Origin of the sequence: Microcoleus sp. CAWBG58, assembly GCF_020883045.1 — a bacterium.
Taxonomy (GTDB): Bacteria; Cyanobacteriota; Cyanobacteriia; order Cyanobacteriales; family Microcoleaceae; genus Microcoleus.
On sequence record NZ_JAHRFA010000013.1, the window covers coordinates 99,649 to 120,811 of the forward strand.

A 21,163-nucleotide genomic window follows, 5' to 3' on the forward strand; every position below is an offset into this window, starting at 1 on the left:
TTCAACTTAAGGCAAAACCTACCGTATCTTTTGTTTGCCTCGAAGTCTAGATCCCCCCTAGCCCCCCTTAATAAGGGGGGAACAAGAGTACAGGGAAACGGTATTGCCTGTTAGTTTCAACTTAAGACAAAACCTACCGTATCTTTTGTTTGCCTCGAAGTCTAGATCCCCCCTAGCCCCCCTTAATAAGGGGGGAACAAGAGTATTCTGTCAAAGTCCCCCTTCTTAAGGGGGATTTAGGGGGATCGGATCTCGGCGATAAACAAGAGATCCAAAGGTTTTTAGGGTTAATTTGATACGATGAAAGGCGTTGTCATGTCCCACTAGAAGATATTTTAAGGATTGCTCTTAGCTCAATAACTCAAAATTGACAATTAGCAAATAGAAATAAATCTTTAATTAAACTCAACTTTTGCGATCGCACAAATCGTCGCAAACATTACAAAAAGAATTGTTTCGTATAAAGAAAGTATAAAATTTAGACCAAAATCGCCAAAATGTGTTTAAACCTAATAATTGATGGATAATTTTAAAACGCAATGGATACAGCTAACTTTCCCTGGTTAACAACAACAATTCTGTTTCCCATTGCTGCGTCCCTGCTAATTCCTTTGATTCCCGATAAGGATGGCAAGACGGTGCGGTGGTATGCACTAATTGTGGGTTTGATCGATTTTGCCCTGCTTGTTTACGCTTTTTGCACTCAGTACGACTTCAGCAATCCCAACTTGCAACTCGTAGAAAGTTATGCTTGGTTGCCCCAACTCGATTTAAATTGGTCGGTGGGTGCTGACGGTTTGTCAATGCCGTTGATTTTGCTGACAGGTTTTATTACTACCCTGGCTACTTTAGCAGCTTGGCCAGTCACACTTAAACCAAAGCTATTTTACTTTTTGATGCTGACAATGTACGGCGGCCAAATCGCAGTTTTTGCCGTACAGGATATGTTGCTGTTTTTCCTGGTTTGGGAACTGGAATTAGTTCCGATTTACCTGATTTTGTCCATCTGGGGCGGCAAAAAGCGCCTCTACGCAGCAACTAAGTTTATCCTGTACACCGCAGGCGGTTCGCTGTTTATTTTGGTTGGCGCGCTGACGATGGCGTTTTACGGCGATACGGTGACTTTCGATATGCGGGCGATCGCAGCCAAAGAATTCGCCCCCAATGTAGAATTGCTCCTGTACACAGGATTTTTAATAGCCTACGGCGTCAAACTGCCAATTTTTCCCCTGCACACTTGGCTCCCCGACGCCCACGGCGAAGCAACCGCACCCGCCCATATGTTGCTAGCAGGAATTCTGCTAAAAATGGGCGGCTACGCCTTGCTGCGGATGAATGCCGGAATGCTCCCGGATGCTCACGCTGTATTCGCACCCATCTTAGTAATTTTGGGTGTAGTTAACATTGTTTACGCCGCCTTAACCTCCTTTGCTCAGCGCAATTTGAAGCGCAAAATTGCTTATTCTTCGATTTCGCACATGGGCTTTGTGTTAATCGGGATAGCTTCGTTTACCGATTTGGGAATTAGCGGCGCTATGCTGCAAATGGTTTCCCACGGTTTGATCGGGGCGAGTTTGTTCTTCATGGTGGGTTGCACTTACGATCGCACTCACACCCTCATGCTCGACGAAATGGGCGGTGTCGGCAAGAAAATGCGGAAAGTTTTCGCCATGTGGACAGCTTGTTCTATGGCTTCTTTGGCTTTGCCGGGAATGAGCGGTTTTGTAGCAGAATTGATGGTGTTTGTAGGTTTTGCAACCAGCGACGCTTACAATCCGGTGTTTAAGGTTTGCGTGGTATTTTTGGCGGCTGTCGGCGTAATTTTAACTCCGATTTACCTGCTGTCAATGCTGCGCGAAATCTTCTACGGCCCGGAAAACAAGGAATTGGCGGAACATGAAGAATTGGTGGATGCGGAACCGCGAGAAGTGTTTATTATTGCGGCTTTGTTAGTGCCGATTATTGGCATTGGCTTGTATCCGAAGATGCTGACTCAGGTTTACGATGCGACTACTGCACAGTTGACTGCAAAGTTGCGGGATTCTGTACCGTCGCTAGTGGCTAAGGCTGCTGCGGATAAAACGGTGTCTTTGCGCGCACCTGCGATCGAGCCTAGCAAGTTGTAATTTGCACGCTGATGCAATGAAGAAAACCCCCAAACTCTTTTAAAAATAGGGTTTGGGGGTTTTCTATATATCGGATCGAAGCAAATCGATTAGATTGGGATTTTTAAACCGCAGATTTCAGCAGATAAACACAGATGAACGCTGTTGGGATTTTCACTATTGTCGCTCCTTAAAAAGCATAAAAGAGGACGATCGACTATATTCGATGTTCCAACTGCAATATAATTAATAATTGGGCAGCATAAAAAGTTCTAGCCTAAGAGGGAGACGGAAAAATGAGTGACGACATACTTGATTTGAAAAATACTGTCGTGGTATCAGCAGAAAGCATGAATAGCGATGATATCCGCGCGACGATAGAATCAAATATTGACTTCGTGAACGCACTATTTGAAGTGCTTCTGAATCCCTCAGAAATTTCTCACGACGCACTCCTCAGTTACTACGTCGATTACTACCTCGCGCAGGTGAACAATGGCGGTTTTGCTCAGTTTGTCCATAACACAAGATGGAAACCTGCGGTCATCGCGCTAGTCAAAGAAGGCCTTCAGCAAATCGGTGCGACACAACATACCGATCTTTTTACAAAAGGAGAGGCGTTGGTTACAGCAGAAAAGACAAAGTTAGCATCGTTCTTTTCGAGTGGGTTATTCGGCGAAAATGCTGAGAGAGACAGGCTAAATGGCATAAATGAGAACTTTTATTCGATCGAACAAGAGGAGAGTCTCGAACGATTAAATGCTAACTGGTTAAAAGCGCGCCCCGGCCTGATTGTTGTAGCAGAAGATCGAATCCAACAGGAAGTCACTCGACGAGCATTGAGTATTTCCGATCGCGAGGCCCGGCTCGCCCAAGCCCGTGCTGCCGAGCCGACATACATGAAACTGATACGAGCCTTGTGCGATGCAGCCGGTCATAAGCTTGAGCGCGTTACGGCAGGCGATACTATGAATGAGTACGGTGGCGAAAGAATACTCGCTTGGCACTTTATTACTGACAATGGGCATCACTTCATGGTGGAGGCTGACGGGAAGGCAATGATGTTTTCTGGAAAGTCGAAGGAACAGATAGCGGAGATTGTCGTGGTATAACTATGCGGCCAAATTAATAGTTAGGTTGATGCACTATCTTTTTTAGTCTTAACCTTAATTTTTTTGTTTCGATACTTGCTAGAATAGAAGCGAATACTAACCGGACTGGAAATCATGCTAAAAACCATCGAAGGCATTTATCAGAATGGACAGATTCAGTTAGCCTCGCTACCGCAAGATGTGAGCGAGCGCTCTCCAGTTTTCGTCACCTTTCTCGATCCAAACAAAATCGATCCAACGAAACTGCGCGAATTAATCGATCGATTGGAAACAATTGCAGGTATTCAGCAAGGCTTCGAGGAAGTCAACGCCGGACTTAGTCGCCCTATCGAAAATTTCGTCCAAGAAATGCAGCATAAATATGATATTTCAGGTTGAAATTACCCCGATCGCCTCTTTGGATGAGAATTTATAGTCTTATTGTTATACGAGGAGACTGACTTTTGAATAGGCTACAAAGATTAACCCTCAATGGATTTAAGTCTATTAAGGCAATAGATATTGAGCTGCATCCCCTAAATATCCTGATTGGAGCAAATGGAGCAGGCAAGAGCAATCTGATCTCGTTTTTCAAGATGCTCAACGAGATGATGGCTGGACGCTTTCAACAGTTTATTGCTGTATCGGGTCGTTCTCAATCCCTCCTATATTTTGGACCTAAGACAACACCCCAAATAGAAGCAAAACTAGAATTTGAAGTCGAAAATGGGGTCGATTCCTATCATCTTCGGCTGTTTCATGCGGCTGGTGATACCCTTATTTTTGCCGAAGAGACTTTGAGCTTTCTGCAAACAGGCAGGACATCCCCAAGGACTGATGAATTAGGCGCAGGACATCAGGAAACCAGAATTAAAGAAGCAGCAAAGGAAGGTAAGCAAACGGCTCGAACGCTGGAATATTTGCTGAATCGTTGCCGTGTATACCATTTTCATGACACATCTTCTACGGCAGGAGTCCGGCAATCCTGTTATGTTGGTGACAGTCGATGGCTAATGCCCGATGCTGGAAATTTAGCTGCATTACTTCTCAGGTTTCGTGAAGAGAATCGGGGTGCAGCTTATCAGCGGATTATCGGAACAATCCGTCTTATTGCACCTTTTTTCGATGATTTTGTTCTTGAACCAGATGTATCTAATCGCGTCATTCTCAACTGGCGAGAAAAAGAGTCCGATCGGGTATTTGGGCCCCATCAATTTTCAGATGGTACTTTGCGTGCCATATGTCTTGCCACGCTGCTCTTACAGCCAGAAGATGAACTGCCAGAACTCATTGTCGTTGATGAGCCGGAATTAGGGCTTCACCCCTACGCTCTAAATGTTGTGGCTGATTTGTTTAGTAAGGCTGCACTCCATACGCAAATTCTCATTAGCACTCAATCTAGTTCTTTCTTGGATAATTTCGATCCTGACGATGTAATTGCGGTGAACCGAGAGGGCAAGGAATCGCAATTTAAGAGGCTAAATCCCACAGAATTACACGCTTGGCTTGAGGAGTATAGTCTGGGAGAAATTTGGGAGAAAAATATCATTGGTGGAGGCCCGCATTAATGGTACGCCTCTACCTATTTGCCGAAGGACAAACCGAGCAGACATTCGCTGACATTTTGATACAACCGCAGTTAGCTCTATATGACGTGTTTATGCACAATCCCATACTTATTGCTCATGCAAAAAAGAAGGGTCAGGTACATAGAGGTGGCGGTCGTAATTATCTGCCAATGAAGAATGACATCATGCGTTTTCTTAAACAAGAAAAAGCCCCGGATGTGTTTTTCACAACTATGATTGATTTATACGCTATTCATGCCGATTTTCCGGGATTAGCTGAGTCTGAGAGTCTACGTCAAGATCCGATACAGCGGGTTGAATTTTTAGAGAAACGCTTTGCAGAAGATATTGGTGATGCTCGATTAATTCCTTACCTTCAGTTACATGAATATGAGGCATACCTCTTTTCTGACCCAACGTGTTTTAAGTACCTTGATGCTGGACGGACAAAAGAGATTGAAGCTCTCCGAGTTATCGCTAGTCAATATCAGACACCGGAGTTAATCAACGACGGGCAGCAAACAGCACCTAGCAAACGTATCATCGCGCAGTTTCCTGATTACGGAAAAGCGAAGTCTATTTTTGGACCGCTGTTAGCTGAGCAAATTGGATTGCACGTAATTCGGAACAAATGCTCTCACTTTGATAAATGGCTGTCACGACTTGAATCTTTGAATGAGAAAGGCGTTAGTAGTTGAGTGGAGCGCAAAAAATTACTACGGGATCGATCGCTCTTCAATTAGGTACGATCGCCCTTTGAGTCTTTAAGCTTAATTTTTTTGTTCCTATACTTGCTAGAATAAAAGGGAATACTAACCGAAATACAATTCATGCTAAAAACCATCGAAGGCATTTATCAGAACGGACAGATTCAGTTAGCCTCGCTACCGCAAGATGTTAGCGATCGCTCTCAAGTTCTCGTCACCTTTCTCGATCCAAACAAAATCGATCCAATTAAACTGCGCGAATTAATCGATCGGTTAGAAACAATTGCAGGTATTCAGCAAGGCTTCGAGGAACTCAACGCCGGACTTACTCGCCCGATCGAAAATTTTGTCCAAGAAATGCAGCAGAAATATGACATTTTAGGTTGAAATTACCCCGATCGCCTCTAATGAAATTGAGCAAGCCTATCGCTGGTATCGAGAGCGGAATCCCGATTTTGCCGATCGCTGGTTTCGAGGCTTGATGAATGAAATCGCAACACTCCAAGAAAAACCTCGACGCTGTGCTTTAGCAGTTGAAAGTGATATTTTTCCTGAAGAAGTTCGGCAGTTACTTTATGGGAAATCCAAAAACATTTACCGGGTATTGTTTGCGATTCGAGATACTACGGTTTATGTGTTGTACGTGCGCCATAGCGCTCGATCGCCATTAACCGCAGATGATTTGGATGAACTAGAAGGTGGAGTTTAGAATAGAATTTTCAGAAACTAATCTTAGCCCTTATACTTCGATCGCCTCAATGATTTTGGCAGAACTTCAAGACAATCTAAAATGCGATCGAGCATTTGCTAGTTCTCCCGATGTTCTTGGCGTTACTTGCAGATAGGTTATACTTAAAACAATTGCCTTGTGCGGAAAAATCAAGCTGTTTGAATTTAAATTTTATGAGAACGTTCACTGCGGTTGTTGAAAAAGACCATGAAACTGCTTTGTATGTAGGCTATGTTCCCGGTTTCCCTGGAGCGCATTCTCAAGGAGAAACTTTAGACGAGCTACAAGCGAACCTGTGTGAAGTAATCGAGATGCTGTTGGAAGATGATAATCCAGCTTTCAATCCAGAGTTTGTTGGTACTCAGCAAATTGTAGTTGCGTAGAAGATATTTGCATCACTTGCCAAACAATCCCTTGATGATTCATCATTATATTGATGATTGTTTTATTCTTGTCACTCACCTAATATGCGATCGCTCTTCTTGACTCTAGCTCTCATGTGTTTGGCAACCCCCGCTGTTGCCGCAACCTGCGAGGAAAGCTTTCAAAAAAAGGGAGACTTTCTCAATGGTGCCGCCTTTTCGGCGCGCGTTCAGGTTGAGGGGTTATCGGTAGAGAAAGCATTTTCCCAATTGCGACCCATTTTGGCGCGCGAGAGCATCAGAACTATCAGCACCGATGTCAGTACAGGTGTCATGAAAGCCGAAAATCCCGCAACAGCTTTTCAGCGTGCTTTGCCAATTGACGTGTTTGCCTCAGCCGATGGAACTCTACTAACTGTTGAGATGATCTTTACCCTTCCCAGTGGTGTAACTGCAAGTAGGGACACCGTGAAGGGATACTTGTGCGGTGCGCTAAATCAATTGTTACCAAAAAATAAGTAATTTCTAGTTCGATCGTGATTTTTTTGCAGCCCCAAGAGATTGTTCGCATCTTAGAAAATCTTGGGGTTTTAGAAGTTCGTCTTTGATACTCAAATCCCACAATCTCAAACCCACGGATCGAGCTTAAATTCTGCCTCTAAAAAATCAATAAAACAAGTTATTTTTCCCGGATAAAAACGGCTGCGACGATATACCCCATTAATTGGTAACGGAGTTGGTTGATAATCCTCCAACACTACCTTGAGATCGCCCCGGTAAATCTCATCACCAAACATCCAGACTGGCGCGACAGCAATGCCCAAACCCGATAACACTGCCGCTCGAATCGCCACAGAACTATTAGTTTGAAAACAACCCCCAACTTGCACCTTGATAGTGCCATCTGTTCCTTGAAAATGCCATTCATTGCCTGTTGACAGATGCGTATAGACAATACAATCACGATCCACTAAATCATCCGGTGTTTGAGGTTCTCCCGCTTGCTCAAAATAGCCTCTTGTTGCTACTGTGACGCGGCGAGTCGTGCCGATGTGATGGCTAATCAGGGAACTATCGGGACGATTACCAATGCGGATCAACAGGTCTAATCCATTCTCTACAATATCCACAAAACTATCGGCCATCATCAGATCGATCTTGACATCGGGATAGCGTGTCATAAAAGCTTTTAAACGGGGGACAATCTGCATTTCCCCAAACAGCACGGGACAGCCCAATCGCAAAATACCTGTTGCTCGTTCTTTTCCTGTTAAACTGGCCTCCGCTTCGGCGACGGTTTCCAAAATTTGCTGACAGTATTGATAGTATCTTTTCCCCTCCTCAGTCAAACTCAAGTTGGTAGTTGAACGAGTGATTAATTGTACCCCCAGATATTTTTCCAGAGCGGCGATTTGCTTGCTAATTGTCGGTTGCGTCGTCTGTTGTTCCCGCGCTACGGCCGAAAAACTCTTCATTTCGATCGCCCGAACAAAAGTCTGCATACAGGCAATTCGATCCATGCAGTACCTATTCCAAAATGGCATATAACATATTCTATTATGCCTCCTTCTCAAAAAAATTGAAATAGATCATGATATTCGCATCAACCATTCTCACCAAAAAACGAAAATGTTAAAACTCAAATCCCTCAGTCCTCTGTTGGCAACCCTCGCTATTGCTAGCGCTATCAGTGCCGGAGATGTAGCTGTACATAGCTTTTTGCCAAAATTCCAAAATACGGCAATCGCAGCCCCGGAAATGACGGTTCAGCAAAAGATCGATATTATTACTAAAAGTAAAGGACAAGTTGGTAGTGGCGACCAATTACGACGATTTTTCTATGGTGATTTATTACCATTAGGAGTACAACCCGGTGGGGCAGGCATGGTGGTCAATCTTTACAACAAAACCAACGATGTCACTTTTTCCTACTGTTCTACCTATGATGTCGTTGTCGCTGTCAAACAAGGGAGAGTAGCGACTTTTCCCGCCGCTGAAGTGAAGTAATTTGCCTGTTCCCTTGCTGAGTGTAGTAAGGGAAAATTCCCGATATATATCATTGAATGGATATTTAATATGGAACTTCAAGACTTTTTTGCTTTATTACATCCGGCGATCGCCATTATTGTGGTTTTTCCCTTAATCGGAGTTGTAGTGAATCGCGCCCTACTCACCCGCCAACGTCGCCTGCAAGTTGTCGGTGGCGAAAAAAGTAAAATTCCGCCAGTAGTAGGTTCCGAGCACGTAGCGATCGGTAGTTGGTTGAGCGGCTCAGTTGTAGGCGTTGCCCTACTGGGAATGGCCTATCCCATTTTTTCAAAAATGCTCAGTAACGACACCCTTGCTAAAGAACCATTTCGAGTCTTTTTTGTCATCGCCATTTTCCTGTTAAGCATTGCTTCTTTCACGCTACTATTTAAGGCAAAAGTTAAACTATGGCGAGGTATTTTTGCCACTTTAACAGGCATGGGATTGATTGTTTTAGGATTTCAACCCGAAATTTATCGTCGGGATAATGAATGGTTTATTTCCCATTATTATTACGGTATGACAGCCGCTTTATTAATGATTTTTTCAGTGGCGATCGTCCAAGATATTTATCAGGACAAACAAAATCGCTGGCGCACCGCTCATATCATTCTCAATTGTTTTGCTCTACTGCTTTTTATCGGTCAGGGAATGACTGGTGCAAGGGATTTACTAGAGATTCCCCTCCATTGGCAAGAACAGCATATTCAGCAATGTGATTTTACTAATAAGACCTGTCCCCAACTCAAATAAAGCACAAAAAATCAGATTCATGAGGCCGTGCATGAAAGTTGCCAATAAAATACATAAGATTTTAATTCAAGTTCCTGCCCAGATGTATCTTGGCATAGCTGTTTTGATTTTTGCTGCTTCTAATTCTGTCACTCGTAAAATCGTGGAAATTGGACAAGATCATGCGATCGATGGCAGAAATCCTATCTCACTGTGCAATGTTTTATTTGTGGGTAATATCTGTGCTTTGGGGTTAATGACTCTAATTTTTCATCAAGATTGGCAACCGCAGACTCTGAAAGCTCTGACTCGTAAAGATTGGATTAGTTTAACTATTACAGGTATTTTATCGGGGGCGATCGCTCCAGCGTTAATTTTTCAAGCCCTCGGACAGACAAATATTACTAATATCGTGTTAATCGGGCGTATCGAACCAATTTTAACCCTGGTGTTGGGTGTTTGGTTGTTGGGTTCGCGGGTCAATTCGTGGTCAATTGCAGGGTCTCTGATTTCCTTGGCTGGGGTGATAGTGACTGCTTTTTTAGGTACTTCAGGGCCGATGATGACGATGGCTGGATTTCAAATTGGCACCGGAGAAATTTGTGTGGCGATCGCTGCGATCATTGGTTCCTTTGCTACTGTCGTTGGTAAACTGCAATTACAATCGATTCCCTTGGGAATTTTTACGATTTATCGCAATATTCTGGGGACGGTGATTTTTTTCCTATTGGCTAATCTTCTTTACGGGCCAAACCACTTTGCCGAAGTGTTATCTCCTTTTCTGTGGCAATGGATGATAGTTTATGCGGCGGTTATTGTCGTCATGGGTCAATTATGTTGGTTGGCGGGTTTAAAAAATGCGACTTCCACGGAACTGAATTTAGCCAGTTTATTGAACCCAATTGCAGCTATAATAATGGGATATTTGATTTTAGGGGAAGCTCCTACTTTAGCTCAATATTTAGGGGGAAGTTTATTGTTAGTCGGAATGATATTGGGTTTTGTTGGCAACCTAAATCAGGCTAAAATAAATCGAGAATTAGTTAACCCCAGTTCTCGCGAGGCAATGTCAACGGCGATCGGTTTCCGGGGAGTTTAATGTTTTAAGGAGGAAGCTTTTTATGAAACGCCGCTATTTCAACTTTGCTAGTATTACCTTTGTGTCAACAATTGCGATCGGCTGCATCAAAACCGCTGGCGATCGAACTGCTATTGCGTCATCCGGTACTTCTGAAACAATGCCAACGCCTGTGGCAGCTTCCCCTCCAACTGGGCCAGCGACATCACCCACAACGGCTAAAGCGACAAAAGTTCTAACTTCTGGCACTTTTGTCGATGGCGAACACCCCACCAAAGGCACTGCCCGCATTGTTCAGAAAGGGAATCAGCGCATTCTGGAACTCGATCGAGCATTTCAAACCTCAACGTCTGGTCCTGATTTGGTCGTGATTTTACACAAATCGCCCGATGTCATTGGCTCGACAGTTCCCCCAGCCTATCCCATCAAGCAGGGTGACTATGTGTTCATCGCACCACTCAAATCATACAGCGGTGCTCAAAGCTATGTGATTCCTGCCAGCATCAACTCAGAAGATTTTGCTTCGGTGGCAATTTGGTGCCGTAAGTTCAATGCCACCTTTGGTGCTGCTAGACTTCAGAGATTGAGTTCCGCAAGGCTCTGACCGCTCTGGGGAAATAAGCCTGGGTATTGTAGTTTCCAAAACTCGATCGCAATACCCAATATTTCAAAATTACCATCCCACGGAGTTTGCTATGATTCGCCCGATCGCGCCCGATGACACAACTGCATTAATCGCCTTGGCTGAGGCCACTGGGCTGTTCGGGCCGCACGAAACCGAAGAACTCGCGCTAATGCTGGCAGACCACTTTGGCGGCGAAACCAACAGCCAAGACATCTGGATTACCGACGATGACGGCGGGCTGGTGGGTCGCGTATGTTGCGCCGGAACGAATGACCGATGGGACGCTGTAGTTGCGTCCCCTGTTCAGAAACCTGGCATCCCCGTTCAATCTCCTGAAAGCATTCGACTAAGACTCGTCCTGCGATCGCCCTTCTCCCTACAAAAAAGGCGATCGCCCTTCTCCCTACAAAAAAGGCGATGCCTCTGGCGGGCGTTGCCATCGCACTTCCTACATCCCCAAAAAGCGATCGCACTCCTGTAAATAAAAAGCGATCGCCCTTCTCCCCAAAAAAGCGATCGCACTCCCATAAAAAGCGATCGCACTCCCGTAAAAAAGGCGATCGCGCTACCGTAAATCAAAGGCAATCGCCATCTTCCGACAAAAAAAGCGATCGCACTAATTCCTGTGGTGTGTCAATTGGGATTTCGTGTGATTGTGACCGCGCGGTTGTTGTACACGATTTGACCAGTGGTGTTAAAAGGGAATCCGTGATTTGCTGCGTACCCACCAATGTCGTCCGTCACTGTCAACGTTATAGACCTGTTGCGCGATGAATCGGTTAACGCCTTGTGACAATCATGTCCCTTATCTGTACATGGCCATGCGTTCATTCTTAGGATTAAATTTCCTGTTTGATTTTTTGGATCATTTAAAATCACTCCTTCCGCGTGGGTCGTCTTTGTCGCCTCATAACTATTCTTTACGCTCCCACTCGGCTTTAATACCTCGAGTACAATTTTACCCGACATTCAACTCTCTCCTCTTTTCTTTGTCGTTGTCTTGATTGGTCTTTCTGCTTTGACTCATGGGTTGTCACAATCGCTCAACTACTTGAGTCCAACCTAAAGAGTTCGTTGAAATGCCCCAATATCAGCACTACCATCGGCAGCACGACGAGGTAAACCTCGTTGGTCAGTTTTGGGGTCTGTGGGCAGTATATTTGGGTCAGCAGCACGAATAGCTCGGCTACCAGGGAGAAGAGGTATTGTGTGGGTGGGGGCCACCGTTGTTACTCAATGAACCCAGAAGGGGGTCAATCGGGTTGTCAATTGTACCAACAATGTCTCCTTTAGTGCCAAATCCGGTACTATTCGTGCTGTTGCCAATCAGGTTGTAGCCCTTACTGGTAAATGAACCTGATACATCGGTACTCTGACCAAATTCAGTGGCTCAATTAAAGTGGGGGACGTTTCGTCAACTAGGTTCCTCACCTCTAGGGCGTAAGCCATCGGCGTCCACGCCCATTGCATCAGTAAGACAGTCACGAGCGCTTTTAAAACTCTAATCCCGTATTATTGTCCCTGTCGGGGAGACGATTTCCCGTGTCATTGTTCACCCCCCCACTATCTCCTCGGGGATCGTCATCTCCGATAACGGGGAACCTCATGCCACTTCCCGTGCGATCCTCCACAAGCATCAGCAACATGAACGCCCGCGCAAAAACTCGGACATTAGGATAAATGCCACTCACAAACATGTCGGGTAGAAAAAAACCATCAATTTCTACACTCTTGTGGAGTTCGTCTAGCACCTGCCTCACTTCTTCTCGGTGATACTGTGCATTCACCCCTGTCCTTAACCATTTAAACCATCCGTTTACTCCTCCCGATATATTGAATCGCGATTTCATCGACTGGTAAGTTGTTGAACTTTTGAGCATACGGAGCCGAAAATTAACGCGGCCAGTTAACCTCACCCATGCTCCCGCTCCTGATACTTCCGCACCGATGCCTGCGATCCTTCCTTCTGTTTCTGTTATGGACCAGCTTGCTCCTGACGTCTGGTCTGGTGGAAGGTATAACGTTGGCGACCATATCCCATATGTGAACTCGAGCGGGCTCGTCCCGATCCGATCTTCTTTGGCAACTGTCATTCAGCGACCTCCATACTGTTTCGTTTGAATTGTGGTTTTTCCTTCCCACATCTATTAGACGTTTCCCAACCCCAATTTATGAATTTTTCGAGTTACGGGCAAATTTTCTCCCCCAAAATCCACCCTCAACCCCCCAAACCCTTCCTCCACTTACCTTTCAACCTCTTCAAACTCTTCTCAAGCTCCCCACGATTCGGATACAACAACTGCTGACTCAAAGCACTTTCATAAGCCTGTATGGCTCCCAACCTATCCCCTAACCCCACCAAGGCTCTCGCTAACCAGTAATCAGCCGCAGCCGGGTTCAATGCCCTCAATTCCTGACTTCCCTCACAAGCTACTTCCCACCATCGCATTCCCATAAACAAAAAGAGATCGCTTTTTGTTGGGCTCGCTTTCTCACATTCTTTCTGCAAATGAACTGATCACCATTGATTAACAGTGCAATTAGGTAGTGGTAAACAAATAGTGATTTTTACCTTTCTTCTCCTTATACAGAGTGGGTTACACCAACTCTCATCACTACTTTTATAGGACTACCTGCAATTATTAACCACTGCGTTCGGTGGTTCTGGGTCCATTCGACAATAACTATTTATATTAAAGCTTCCTTCTAGCGCTTGCCTGAATTGAGCCAAGATGAAATTTGTGTTAGTAAGCATTAAAGCACCTGCATAAGCCCCTCCGTTGCTTCCTTGTCCGGTTCCGTATTGAACTTGCCATGTAGCATAAATCCTATTATTAATTGTTTGAGGGCGCTGTAAATCAATTCTCAACCCTTTTACATTACACGGGTTATTTAGCTCTCCCTCACTATTGTTGTATGGTTGGTTAACTCTAACTATTGTGTTATCGTTAACATTTTTTAGAGGTACCCCCATGTAAGTAGCAACTTTGATCGGTAAATATTCATTCAGAACACATTTTTTAATGGCACTATTAGATCTGTCAAATGAACCTGTCCTGTTATTAGTATAAGTTATCGCTAGTGCATCACCTTGTAGGTTCAACATCGCAATCATAACAATCATGACCACTGCCACCATCCATTTGCCGTTCTGTCTGATATACGTATTTATTTTCTCTAAATTTAGCTCTTTCATTCTTTTTCTCCTTGATTATAGTTAGGACCAGCCCTTTCAAGGTGTGGTCCTAATAGCGGGACTTGAACATTTTTTAGGACAAAATAAGCCTCAAATCCTTGCAGGGTAAGGGAAATACACCAAATACCAAAAAACGCCTGAAACCCAGATATATCAAGAAACCAGGCAAAACGATGTCAAAGCCTCTGTGCATATACCTTTGAGTTTTTTTATCGGCTAGTTTTTGTCTAAGTCCCGATAGTTTCATATGTCATTACAAAGACGTTTCCCAACCCCAATTTGTGAATTTTTCGAGTTACAGGCAAATTTTCTCCCCAAAAATCCACCCTCAACCCCCAGAACCCTTCCTCCCCTTACCTTTCAACCTCTTCAAACTCTTCTCAACTTCCCCACGAGCCGGATACAACAACTGCTGACTCAAAGCACTTTCATAAGCTTTTATCGCTCCCAACCTATCCCCCAACCCCACCAAACTTCTCCCCAGCCAGTAATCCGCCATAGTCGGATTAAACGCCCTCAATTCCTGACATCCCTCACAAGCCGCTTCCCACGATCGCTTACTAGCCCCAACATCCCCCAGCACTCGGTAACTCTCCCCCAGCCAAACCGCAGCAGGTACTGATTGCAGATAACCCCCTGCTGGTAAAATATGCCATCCTTTCTCCAACGCCTCCACCGCTTCCTGATGTTTAAGAGCCAAAGCCAACACCCTTCCATGACAAAACCAAGCATCAGCTAACTGAGGCTGTAGTTTCGTCCCTTTTTCCGAAACCAGACACCCCCTTTCAACCTCTTTAAAGCATTCCACCAACACTCGCCCCGCGATCGCCCAAACACTCCAGCGTTGAGGAAAACGCTCAAGCATTTCTTCCACTATGGAAGCAAGGGTTATGTTATTCCCCTCTCCTGTTTTGAGAGTTCCGCCGCCCCCCTTTTTTAAGGGGAAAGTTAGAGGAAGAGAGGTCATTTTCACAAGAGGCAAAATCTCACACAAAGCCCGATAAATTTCACACTCATCAGGATACAGATGATAAGCTTTTAGCATCATTTCCGCCGCCCTCTGATATTCCCCCGTCTCAAACAAGCAGCGCCCATAGTAATACCAACCATGAGGATGATTCGGGTGTCGTGCGGTAAACTCTGCTAACACCTCCAAACCTTCCTTCCAATCTCCTCGGAAAATGTGATAATATGCCAGAGATTTGTGAGCCTCAGCCCCATGAGGATACTGTCGCAGAGCAGAGGTAATCATCTTTTTCGTCTCCTTCCCCTCCTTCCCAGATACCAATCTCATCGCGCAACGCTCATTCAACTGTCGTTGAAGTACCCGGAAATCATCAGCAGCTAAGACTGTCAATTTATTCAACCGTCGCTGTGCTTCCTGAAGATTCCCCACCGCCCTTAGCGCATCATAGCTATGAATTAAGGCGACAATATCATCTGAGTTGAGTGACAAAATCATCTCAAAGGCTCCTAAAGCCCCAACAAGATTCTCTCTCCCCATCTGCAATTGTCCCAAAACCAGCCAGTAAGCTGCGTTGTCTGGTTGTAGGTTAGTCGCTGTTTCCAACGCAGTGATGGCTTTTTTACTGTCATCTCGACAAATTGCGATCGCGCCGTTGATATATTGTTCTATCCCTTCATTGTCGCATAATGGTAAGGCACTCTGATAAACTGCGATCGCCTCAGCTTCCCTACCCATTAGCTGCAAGACTTTCCCCAATTTCAACCACACATCTATTAATTGAGGTTGCCGCTGAATGATTTGGCGATACTCCTCAACCGCCCGCTCCCAGTCACCCATTACTGACAGGAGATTAGCTAATTCCAAGCGTTTCTTCCAGCCATAGGGATACTGCTCCACATACTGACTTAATGTGTTCAGCTTCTGCTCTTGTCTCGTTACCTTTTCTTCTAAGATTAGGTGAACATTCAAATCCACCCCAGAGGAGTGGGTGACTGGTACCAAGTAGGAAAAATTGTTTCCAGACATATTGCGCTTACTTGATAATTAAGAGAACAATCAAAGCGCCCCTTTTGTTGGGGGAATGGAGCTATTTTTTGGTAAATCGTGATTATTTCATCTGAGTGAAAACTTTCCACCCCGGGAGAGCCCTTTTTGTCCGGTGACTCGGAGGAATTTAACAGAGAATTGTCCAACCCTGACAAATATCTTGTCAAACGCTTTTGCAGAATTTTTCGCGCTTGTGAAATACGTTTGCGAAGGTTTTCGTAGGATAAACCTAGCTTTTGTACTATTTCAAGATAGGATTTTTCCGCAATGAAGTGTAGGATAAAAGGTTCGCTCAGTTTGGGGGGCAAATCCTCAATAGCGCGTTGGATTATCATTGCTAATTCGCGGCGTAAAGCGACAGTTTCAGGACTATGGGAGAGAGAAACCAGTCCCTCCTCCCCTTTTTCAATTATTACTTCCAAACTCTCAACCCTATCGCCCAACCTCTTATTTTCTCGATGTATATCCATACAGAGGTTATAAGTCAGTCGGGTCAACCAAGCTTTAAAGTTAGTGATGACACAAGTAGAATCTTGACTTTTCTCGAAGGCTTTGAGCATCGCTCGACTGAGTACCTCTTCGGCATTAGTCGCGTTTCCGTCCATCCACTTCAAACAGCAACGGTAAAGATAATCTCGGTGCTGGTTCCATTGTTGCCAAAAATTTGTGCTTGTATCTGACGAGCGATCCGACTGCTTTGAAATGCTAGATAATTGAGAACCTAATTTCATTTCTAATACCTAAACTCTGGCTGTAAGTTTCAAGTAATCTTGGAATTGTTCCGTCGAAGCTGCTTAGCACCTGGATCTAGCGAAATACCTTCAATATTCGTAAAACTCGCACAACTCTTTTACTCAAACCGACTTGCAACCAGTCTCGGATAAACTGTTGCGTGAAACCCAATGTAAAATCACCCAAAACCTTGGGGTTGTTTCTTTTTCTGCACTTTCCCAAAGCCATAACTATAGAACCAATTTAATATTTTGCGGGCGTTCGCTCGGCGCATTAGCATGGAATTTAATCCTAGCGGAAGTTTAACTTTAGTCGAAAAATTTTCCCCGTGTCAATCTGGCCGCAAAAACCAAAAGTTCGGTAGTTGGGTCAGTGCGACTCGATTTAGCCGCTTTTACGGTATTGAAATACTTGTATAATAGTATAAATAAATTTTACATTTGTCAAGTTAAAATTTGAATACGAACATCATATGTAAGCTGTCAAACATCTAAACTGCATTAACAATACTCCGGACAGTTTTTTGAGCAGCGACCCAAAGCCTCATTCTACCGTTAATATTTCACAGAGCCTGGAACCCAGAACCCCCATTCTACCGTTGGTCATTGAAAACTGTCCGGACTATTGCATCAACTAACCTTCCGACAGCATTGCTCCCATGTGCGGACAGGCGTTGGGCAAGGCATGGATGCTTTCGGCAGCAAGCATCTTTCCACATCACATAGTCCTTGCCATACAAGGAAATTTTGCGAGGTTTGTTTGCTGTCAGCATTGACTTATAGCCTTTCTCAAAAAGATGAGGTATGACAGACAGCTTATATAACCTCCCAGACAAAGAGGGCTCGCATCCCAACAACGTCCGCGAATATGAGAGCTAGATCCGCTATATGTGCCAACAACCAAGGCGCACCGGGAGGCATAATTACCTGTGGCGCGACTAATTATGGCAGATAATTATAGAGTGTTTAATTTGATACTTGATGCTGCGGAAGTCGATCGGCTAAACACTGTTTTTGAGAAATACAGGGATTTAGATAAGTCGATCGGGCAATGCGACGATGAATAGCACCAGTGAGTGGGTTGCGAAAATTAATTGATATGACGAGGCAGAAACACATAAAAGGTATATCATAACCTTAAACCGGATCATTTCTTCCCCAAGGATATGTTCTACTGCTCGAATCCAAGGTGCTCTAATCCTTTCAATCCCGACAAATCTAAATTTTGTCAAAGTTGCGGCCAGGCCGACCTCACGCCTCTATTCAGGAACCGCTACCGCGTGATTCGACTGTTGGGGGAGGGGGGATTTGGCAGAACTTATGAAGCGGTAGATATCGATCGCATGGACGATCCCTGCGTGATCAAGCAGTTTATGCCCCAAGTTCAGGGAACATCAGCACTTGAAAAGGCTACAGAACTGTTTAAGCAAGAAGCGAAACGACTTTACGAACTCGGCGAACATCCCCAAATTCCTCGATTAATTGCTTATTTTGAACAAGACAAGCGACTTTATTTAGTACAAGAATTGATTGAGGGGCAAAATTTACTGGCTGAATTAACTCAGCAGGGAGTTTTTAGCGAAGAAAAAATTTGGCAGTTGCTGGCAGATATTTTGCCGATTCTGAAATTTGTGCACGATCGCAATGTCATTCACCGAGACATCAAACTTGAGAATATCATCCGCCGCCGCACCTCCCCCAATCCATCTCTAAATGCGGCAAATTTTAGCAATTCCGCTTTTCGCAGGGGAGCACGGCGAGAGTTAGTTTTAATTGATTTCGGCGTTTCAAAACAAGTGACTGGCTCGCTGATGAGCCAAGTAGGTACGACGGTAGGAACCCCCGGATATTCGCCGGTGGAACAAATGCGAGGTCAAGTTTTCCCCGGAAGCGATTTGTACAGTTTGGGGATAACTTGCCTGAGGCTGCTAACTCAATGTTTGCCAAAAGCTGACGGTTCCGATGACCTTTACGATCCGATAAATGGCGGCTGGATTTGGAGAGAAAGGTTGCCCGCAGGTACAAAAATCAGCAGCGAGTTGGCGACAATTTTAGATAAATTAATTCAAGATTATCTCAAAAATAGATATCAATCTGCTGATGAAGTTATTAAAGCTTTAAATCTCTATTCTTTACCTCCGCAACCCCATTTTGTCAAGGCGGGACAACTTGCTTTAAATTCTTCTCAGACCAAGGCAGCCCTACCTCCCCTCAATGCTTATCTAACCGAGGGAGGAAAACTTGCTATCAATACCCCGCTCAATCACAGCCCGCAAGTCAATAGCAATATCTCTGTGAATTCAAGGGTAAAATCTCACACAAATCCGCCTCACAACCAGGGAACACCAAAGATTTCTGCTGTCAAAAGCAGTTTTGAATTTCAGGTGGTGACAGTAGACAATCGCGGGCAGAAAACTGATGTTAAAAGTGGCAAAACACATTTTTTTGAAGAACATCTCGGCCGCAGTACAGTCATGGAAATGGTATCTGTTCCTGGCGGTACTTTTCTGATGGGTACCCCAAAAGATCGGGGTGACAGCGACGAAAAACCGCAGCACTCAGTAACTTTAGCACCTTTTTATATTGGCAAATTTCCAGTCACTCAGGCACAGTGGGCAGCGGTTGCAGCGCTACCGGAAATAAAAATATATCTCAATCCCGATGCTGCCCGTTTTAAAGGTGTAAATCGACCGATAGAAAATATATCTTGGTATGAAGCGATGGAGTTTTGTGCTAGACTTTCTCGCAAAACTGGTAAGCATTATCGCTTGCCTAGCGAGGCCCAATGGGAATATGCTTGTCGGGGGGAAACTTCGGGGCCGTTTCACTTTGGGGAAACGATTACTAGCGAGTTAGCAAATTACAACGGAAATTCTAATTACGCTGACGCGCCGAAGGGAGTTTATCGCTTTCAAACTACAGATGTTGGTAGTTTTAAACCCAATGCTTTCGGATTGTATGATTTGCACGGAAATGTGTGGGAATGGTGCGCGGATGCTTGGCACAATAATTACAACGGTGCGCCTGTTGATGGCAGTGTTTGGGAGTCGGGCGGCGACTTTTCGCTGAGGTTGTTGCGGGGGGGTTCTTGGAACGATCATCCTCCGAATTGTCGCAGCGCGTGCCGCCTCAGATATCAGCCTGATTGTAAGGCTAGTATTGTGGGTTTTCGAGTGGTTGTTCCTGTGGTTTGATTTGTAGTCAGTTGTTAGTTGTTATATCAATTTTTTATCAGGCTGCTCCCGAATCTGATCCCCCTAACCCCCCCTTAATAAGCAGGGCGGTTTTATTCTCGTCAGACAAATTAGGTACGTAGTTGCGCTTCAGCGCTCTTTATAATATTAGGTTCTTCCTTACTTGGTATGTTAAACTAACAGTTAAAATGCCCCGTCAAGCAAACATCTATTCATCTATTGGGAGCATCCCGGTTTTGAAAAAGCCTCAAATAGCCAAGAGATCGTGTAGTCCAGCACAACGAAGTTTTAGCATCTTGTTATGACATTTTTTTTCAACCATTGAGCTCCGGAGATTTTCAACCTTCTATCTATTTGTTTGACAGCCGATTCCACCGCTCCCGAGCCAATGGAACAGATCTTGTCTGATGATAATTGCTCATAATTAACCATTGGAGAGCGATGCTTTTCTAGATACTTACAAAAGTTTTTGGCGGTTTTTATGCGACAATTTTTAAATAAATTTAGGGTAGGTTCTACCCTTCCGGCACACAAAAATTCCTTGGCTTTGGCTAAAGATTTTAATGACCCTCCCACTTTATATAAATTTTCCATTAAATGATACCAGTCTAAAATTTCACGTCGGGTTTTACCAGGATTTAACTCAATACGGTTTACTTAAGGTCGAACAAGTAGTATACTAGGTATGAGGTACAAAAAAGTAAATCAAGTATAATGCCGTACAAAAAATTATTATTATAATCTCCCAAACTCAAAAGTAGCGAGATATTCAAAGCAATAGAGATAGCGATTCCATCAACAGAAATAGAAAAGGCTATCCTAAAAACAAAATCAAGAGAAAAACGGCATCGTGCTCTACCATCACAACTGGTAGTATAGACCTCTTGCGAAAGTCTCAGGCGAGCGCTAATTTGTCTTCAAAGAAAGTTCATAATTATAAATGCCAGCAATCAAATTAAATCTCAATCCGAAGCGTCTTCTTCGATTTCGATATCTCGACGA

Annotated in this window: 24 protein-coding genes and 2 pseudogenes; 17 read left to right on the forward strand and 9 right to left on the reverse strand. The window is 44.4% G+C overall.

Annotated features, from left to right (window positions below; genetic code table 11):
• Window positions 1-539 precede the first annotated feature (539 nt).
• The 10 genes from ndhD1 (at window position 540) to QZ918_RS08390 (ending at window position 7,085) form a co-directional block, all read left to right on the forward strand.
• Window positions 540-2,126 (forward strand): photosynthetic/respiratory NAD(P)H-quinone oxidoreductase subunit D1, encoded by a 1,587-nt coding sequence (ndhD1, locus tag QZ918_RS08345; RefSeq protein ID WP_293333380.1) that lies wholly within the window; start codon window positions 540-542, stop codon window positions 2,124-2,126.
• Between the two features lie 275 nt (window positions 2,127-2,401).
• Complete coding sequence (locus QZ918_RS08350) at window positions 2,402-3,217, forward strand: DMP19 family protein (protein ID WP_293333383.1); 816 nt, start codon at window positions 2,402-2,404, stop codon at window positions 3,215-3,217.
• Window positions 3,218-3,331: 114 nt separating this feature from the next.
• Window positions 3,332-3,595, forward strand: coding sequence for a hypothetical protein (locus QZ918_RS08355; RefSeq protein WP_293333386.1), 264 nt, complete (start codon window positions 3,332-3,334; stop codon window positions 3,593-3,595).
• 65 nt (window positions 3,596-3,660) lie between these two features.
• Window positions 3,661-4,764: an AAA family ATPase gene (locus tag QZ918_RS08360; RefSeq protein ID WP_293333389.1), complete on the forward strand. Its 1,104-nt coding sequence runs from the start codon at window positions 3,661-3,663 to the stop codon at window positions 4,762-4,764.
• Entirely contained in the window at window positions 4,764-5,462 is a 699-nt protein-coding gene (locus QZ918_RS08365) for a DUF4276 family protein (RefSeq protein ID WP_293333392.1), read from the forward strand. Before QZ918_RS08360 ends, QZ918_RS08365 begins: the two co-directional genes overlap by 1 nt.
• A 132-nt stretch (window positions 5,463-5,594) precedes the next feature.
• Entirely contained in the window at window positions 5,595-5,858 is a 264-nt protein-coding gene (locus QZ918_RS08370; RefSeq protein WP_293333395.1) for a hypothetical protein, read from the forward strand.
• 25 nt (window positions 5,859-5,883) lie between these two features.
• On the forward strand, window positions 5,884-6,180 hold the full coding sequence (locus QZ918_RS08375; protein ID WP_293151674.1) for a type II toxin-antitoxin system RelE/ParE family toxin: 297 nt from the start codon (window positions 5,884-5,886) through the stop codon (window positions 6,178-6,180).
• Window positions 6,170-6,316, forward strand: coding sequence for a hypothetical protein (locus QZ918_RS08380; protein ID WP_293151653.1), 147 nt, complete (start codon window positions 6,170-6,172; stop codon window positions 6,314-6,316). Before QZ918_RS08375 ends, QZ918_RS08380 begins: the two co-directional genes overlap by 11 nt.
• A gap of 58 nt (window positions 6,317-6,374) precedes the next feature.
• Window positions 6,375-6,584: a type II toxin-antitoxin system HicB family antitoxin gene (locus tag QZ918_RS08385; RefSeq protein ID WP_293151650.1), complete on the forward strand. Its 210-nt coding sequence runs from the start codon at window positions 6,375-6,377 to the stop codon at window positions 6,582-6,584.
• Window positions 6,585-6,668: 84 nt separating this feature from the next.
• Entirely contained in the window at window positions 6,669-7,085 is a 417-nt protein-coding gene (locus QZ918_RS08390; RefSeq protein WP_293333398.1) for a hypothetical protein, read from the forward strand.
• Between the two features lie 104 nt (window positions 7,086-7,189).
• Here the strand turns inward: QZ918_RS08390 and QZ918_RS08395 are convergent, their stop codons facing one another.
• Entirely contained in the window at window positions 7,190-8,065 is an 876-nt protein-coding gene (locus QZ918_RS08395) for a LysR family transcriptional regulator (RefSeq protein WP_293333401.1), read from the reverse strand.
• A 127-nt stretch (window positions 8,066-8,192) separates the two neighbouring features.
• On the opposite strand from QZ918_RS08395, the gene QZ918_RS08400 reads away from it, so the two are divergent.
• The 5 genes from QZ918_RS08400 to QZ918_RS08420 all read left to right on the forward strand — a co-directional run bounded on the left by QZ918_RS08400 (window position 8,193) and on the right by QZ918_RS08420 (window position 11,507).
• Window positions 8,193-8,570 (forward strand): hypothetical protein, encoded by a 378-nt coding sequence (locus tag QZ918_RS08400; protein ID WP_293333403.1) that lies wholly within the window; start codon window positions 8,193-8,195, stop codon window positions 8,568-8,570.
• A gap of 69 nt (window positions 8,571-8,639) precedes the next feature.
• On the forward strand, window positions 8,640-9,344 hold the full coding sequence (locus QZ918_RS08405) for a DUF4079 domain-containing protein (protein WP_293333406.1): 705 nt from the start codon (window positions 8,640-8,642) through the stop codon (window positions 9,342-9,344).
• A gap of 31 nt (window positions 9,345-9,375) precedes the next feature.
• The gene (locus QZ918_RS08410; protein WP_293333409.1) at window positions 9,376-10,422 is read left to right on the forward strand and encodes a DMT family transporter; all 1,047 of its coding nucleotides are present in this window, start codon (window positions 9,376-9,378) and stop codon (window positions 10,420-10,422) included.
• 22 nt (window positions 10,423-10,444) lie between these two features.
• The gene (locus QZ918_RS08415) at window positions 10,445-11,005 is read left to right on the forward strand and encodes a DM13 domain-containing protein (protein ID WP_293333412.1); all 561 of its coding nucleotides are present in this window, start codon (window positions 10,445-10,447) and stop codon (window positions 11,003-11,005) included.
• A 91-nt stretch (window positions 11,006-11,096) separates the two neighbouring features.
• Complete coding sequence (locus tag QZ918_RS08420) at window positions 11,097-11,507, forward strand: hypothetical protein (RefSeq protein ID WP_293333415.1); 411 nt, start codon at window positions 11,097-11,099, stop codon at window positions 11,505-11,507.
• A gap of 581 nt (window positions 11,508-12,088) precedes the next feature.
• Here the strand turns inward: QZ918_RS08420 and QZ918_RS33070 are convergent.
• The 6 genes from QZ918_RS33070 to QZ918_RS08445 all read right to left on the reverse strand — a co-directional run bounded on the left by QZ918_RS33070 (window position 12,089) and on the right by QZ918_RS08445 (window position 16,967).
• Window positions 12,089-12,250, reverse strand: a complete 162-nt coding sequence (locus QZ918_RS33070; RefSeq protein ID WP_367275284.1) for a choice-of-anchor Q domain-containing protein — start codon at window positions 12,248-12,250, stop codon at window positions 12,089-12,091.
• A 269-nt stretch (window positions 12,251-12,519) separates the two neighbouring features.
• The gene (locus tag QZ918_RS08425; protein ID WP_293333418.1) at window positions 12,520-12,813 is read right to left on the reverse strand and encodes a hypothetical protein; all 294 of its coding nucleotides are present in this window, start codon (window positions 12,811-12,813) and stop codon (window positions 12,520-12,522) included.
• A gap of 431 nt (window positions 12,814-13,244) precedes the next feature.
• On the reverse strand, window positions 13,245-13,481 hold the full coding sequence (locus QZ918_RS08430; RefSeq protein ID WP_293333421.1) for a hypothetical protein: 237 nt from the start codon (window positions 13,479-13,481) through the stop codon (window positions 13,245-13,247).
• Between the two features lie 174 nt (window positions 13,482-13,655).
• The gene (locus QZ918_RS08435; protein ID WP_293333424.1) at window positions 13,656-14,222 is read right to left on the reverse strand and encodes a hypothetical protein; all 567 of its coding nucleotides are present in this window, start codon (window positions 14,220-14,222) and stop codon (window positions 13,656-13,658) included.
• 328 nt (window positions 14,223-14,550) lie between these two features.
• Window positions 14,551-16,215 carry a tetratricopeptide repeat protein gene (locus QZ918_RS08440; RefSeq protein ID WP_293333427.1) on the reverse strand — a complete coding sequence of 555 codons (1,665 nt, stop codon included), beginning with the start codon at window positions 16,213-16,215 and terminating at the stop codon, window positions 14,551-14,553.
• Window positions 16,155-16,967, reverse strand: a complete 813-nt coding sequence (locus QZ918_RS08445) for an RNA polymerase sigma factor (protein ID WP_293333430.1) — start codon at window positions 16,965-16,967, stop codon at window positions 16,155-16,157. The genes QZ918_RS08440 and QZ918_RS08445 overlap by 61 nt, the downstream gene beginning before the upstream one ends.
• A 929-nt stretch (window positions 16,968-17,896) precedes the next feature.
• On the opposite strand from QZ918_RS08445, the gene QZ918_RS08450 reads away from it, so the two are divergent.
• Complete coding sequence (locus tag QZ918_RS08450; RefSeq protein WP_293333433.1) at window positions 17,897-18,034, forward strand: hypothetical protein; 138 nt, start codon at window positions 17,897-17,899, stop codon at window positions 18,032-18,034.
• 99 nt (window positions 18,035-18,133) lie between these two features.
• On the forward strand, window positions 18,134-20,161 hold the full coding sequence (locus QZ918_RS08455; protein ID WP_293333436.1) for a bifunctional serine/threonine-protein kinase/formylglycine-generating enzyme family protein: 2,028 nt from the start codon (window positions 18,134-18,136) through the stop codon (window positions 20,159-20,161).
• A 247-nt stretch (window positions 20,162-20,408) separates the two neighbouring features.
• On the opposite strand, the pseudogene QZ918_RS08460 reads toward QZ918_RS08455, so the two are convergent.
• Window positions 20,409-20,797: pseudogene (locus QZ918_RS08460) on the reverse strand (ISKra4 family transposase); the annotation flags it as partial.
• A gap of 270 nt (window positions 20,798-21,067) precedes the next feature.
• Window positions 21,068-21,163: pseudogene (locus QZ918_RS08465) on the reverse strand (IS5/IS1182 family transposase); the annotation flags it as partial.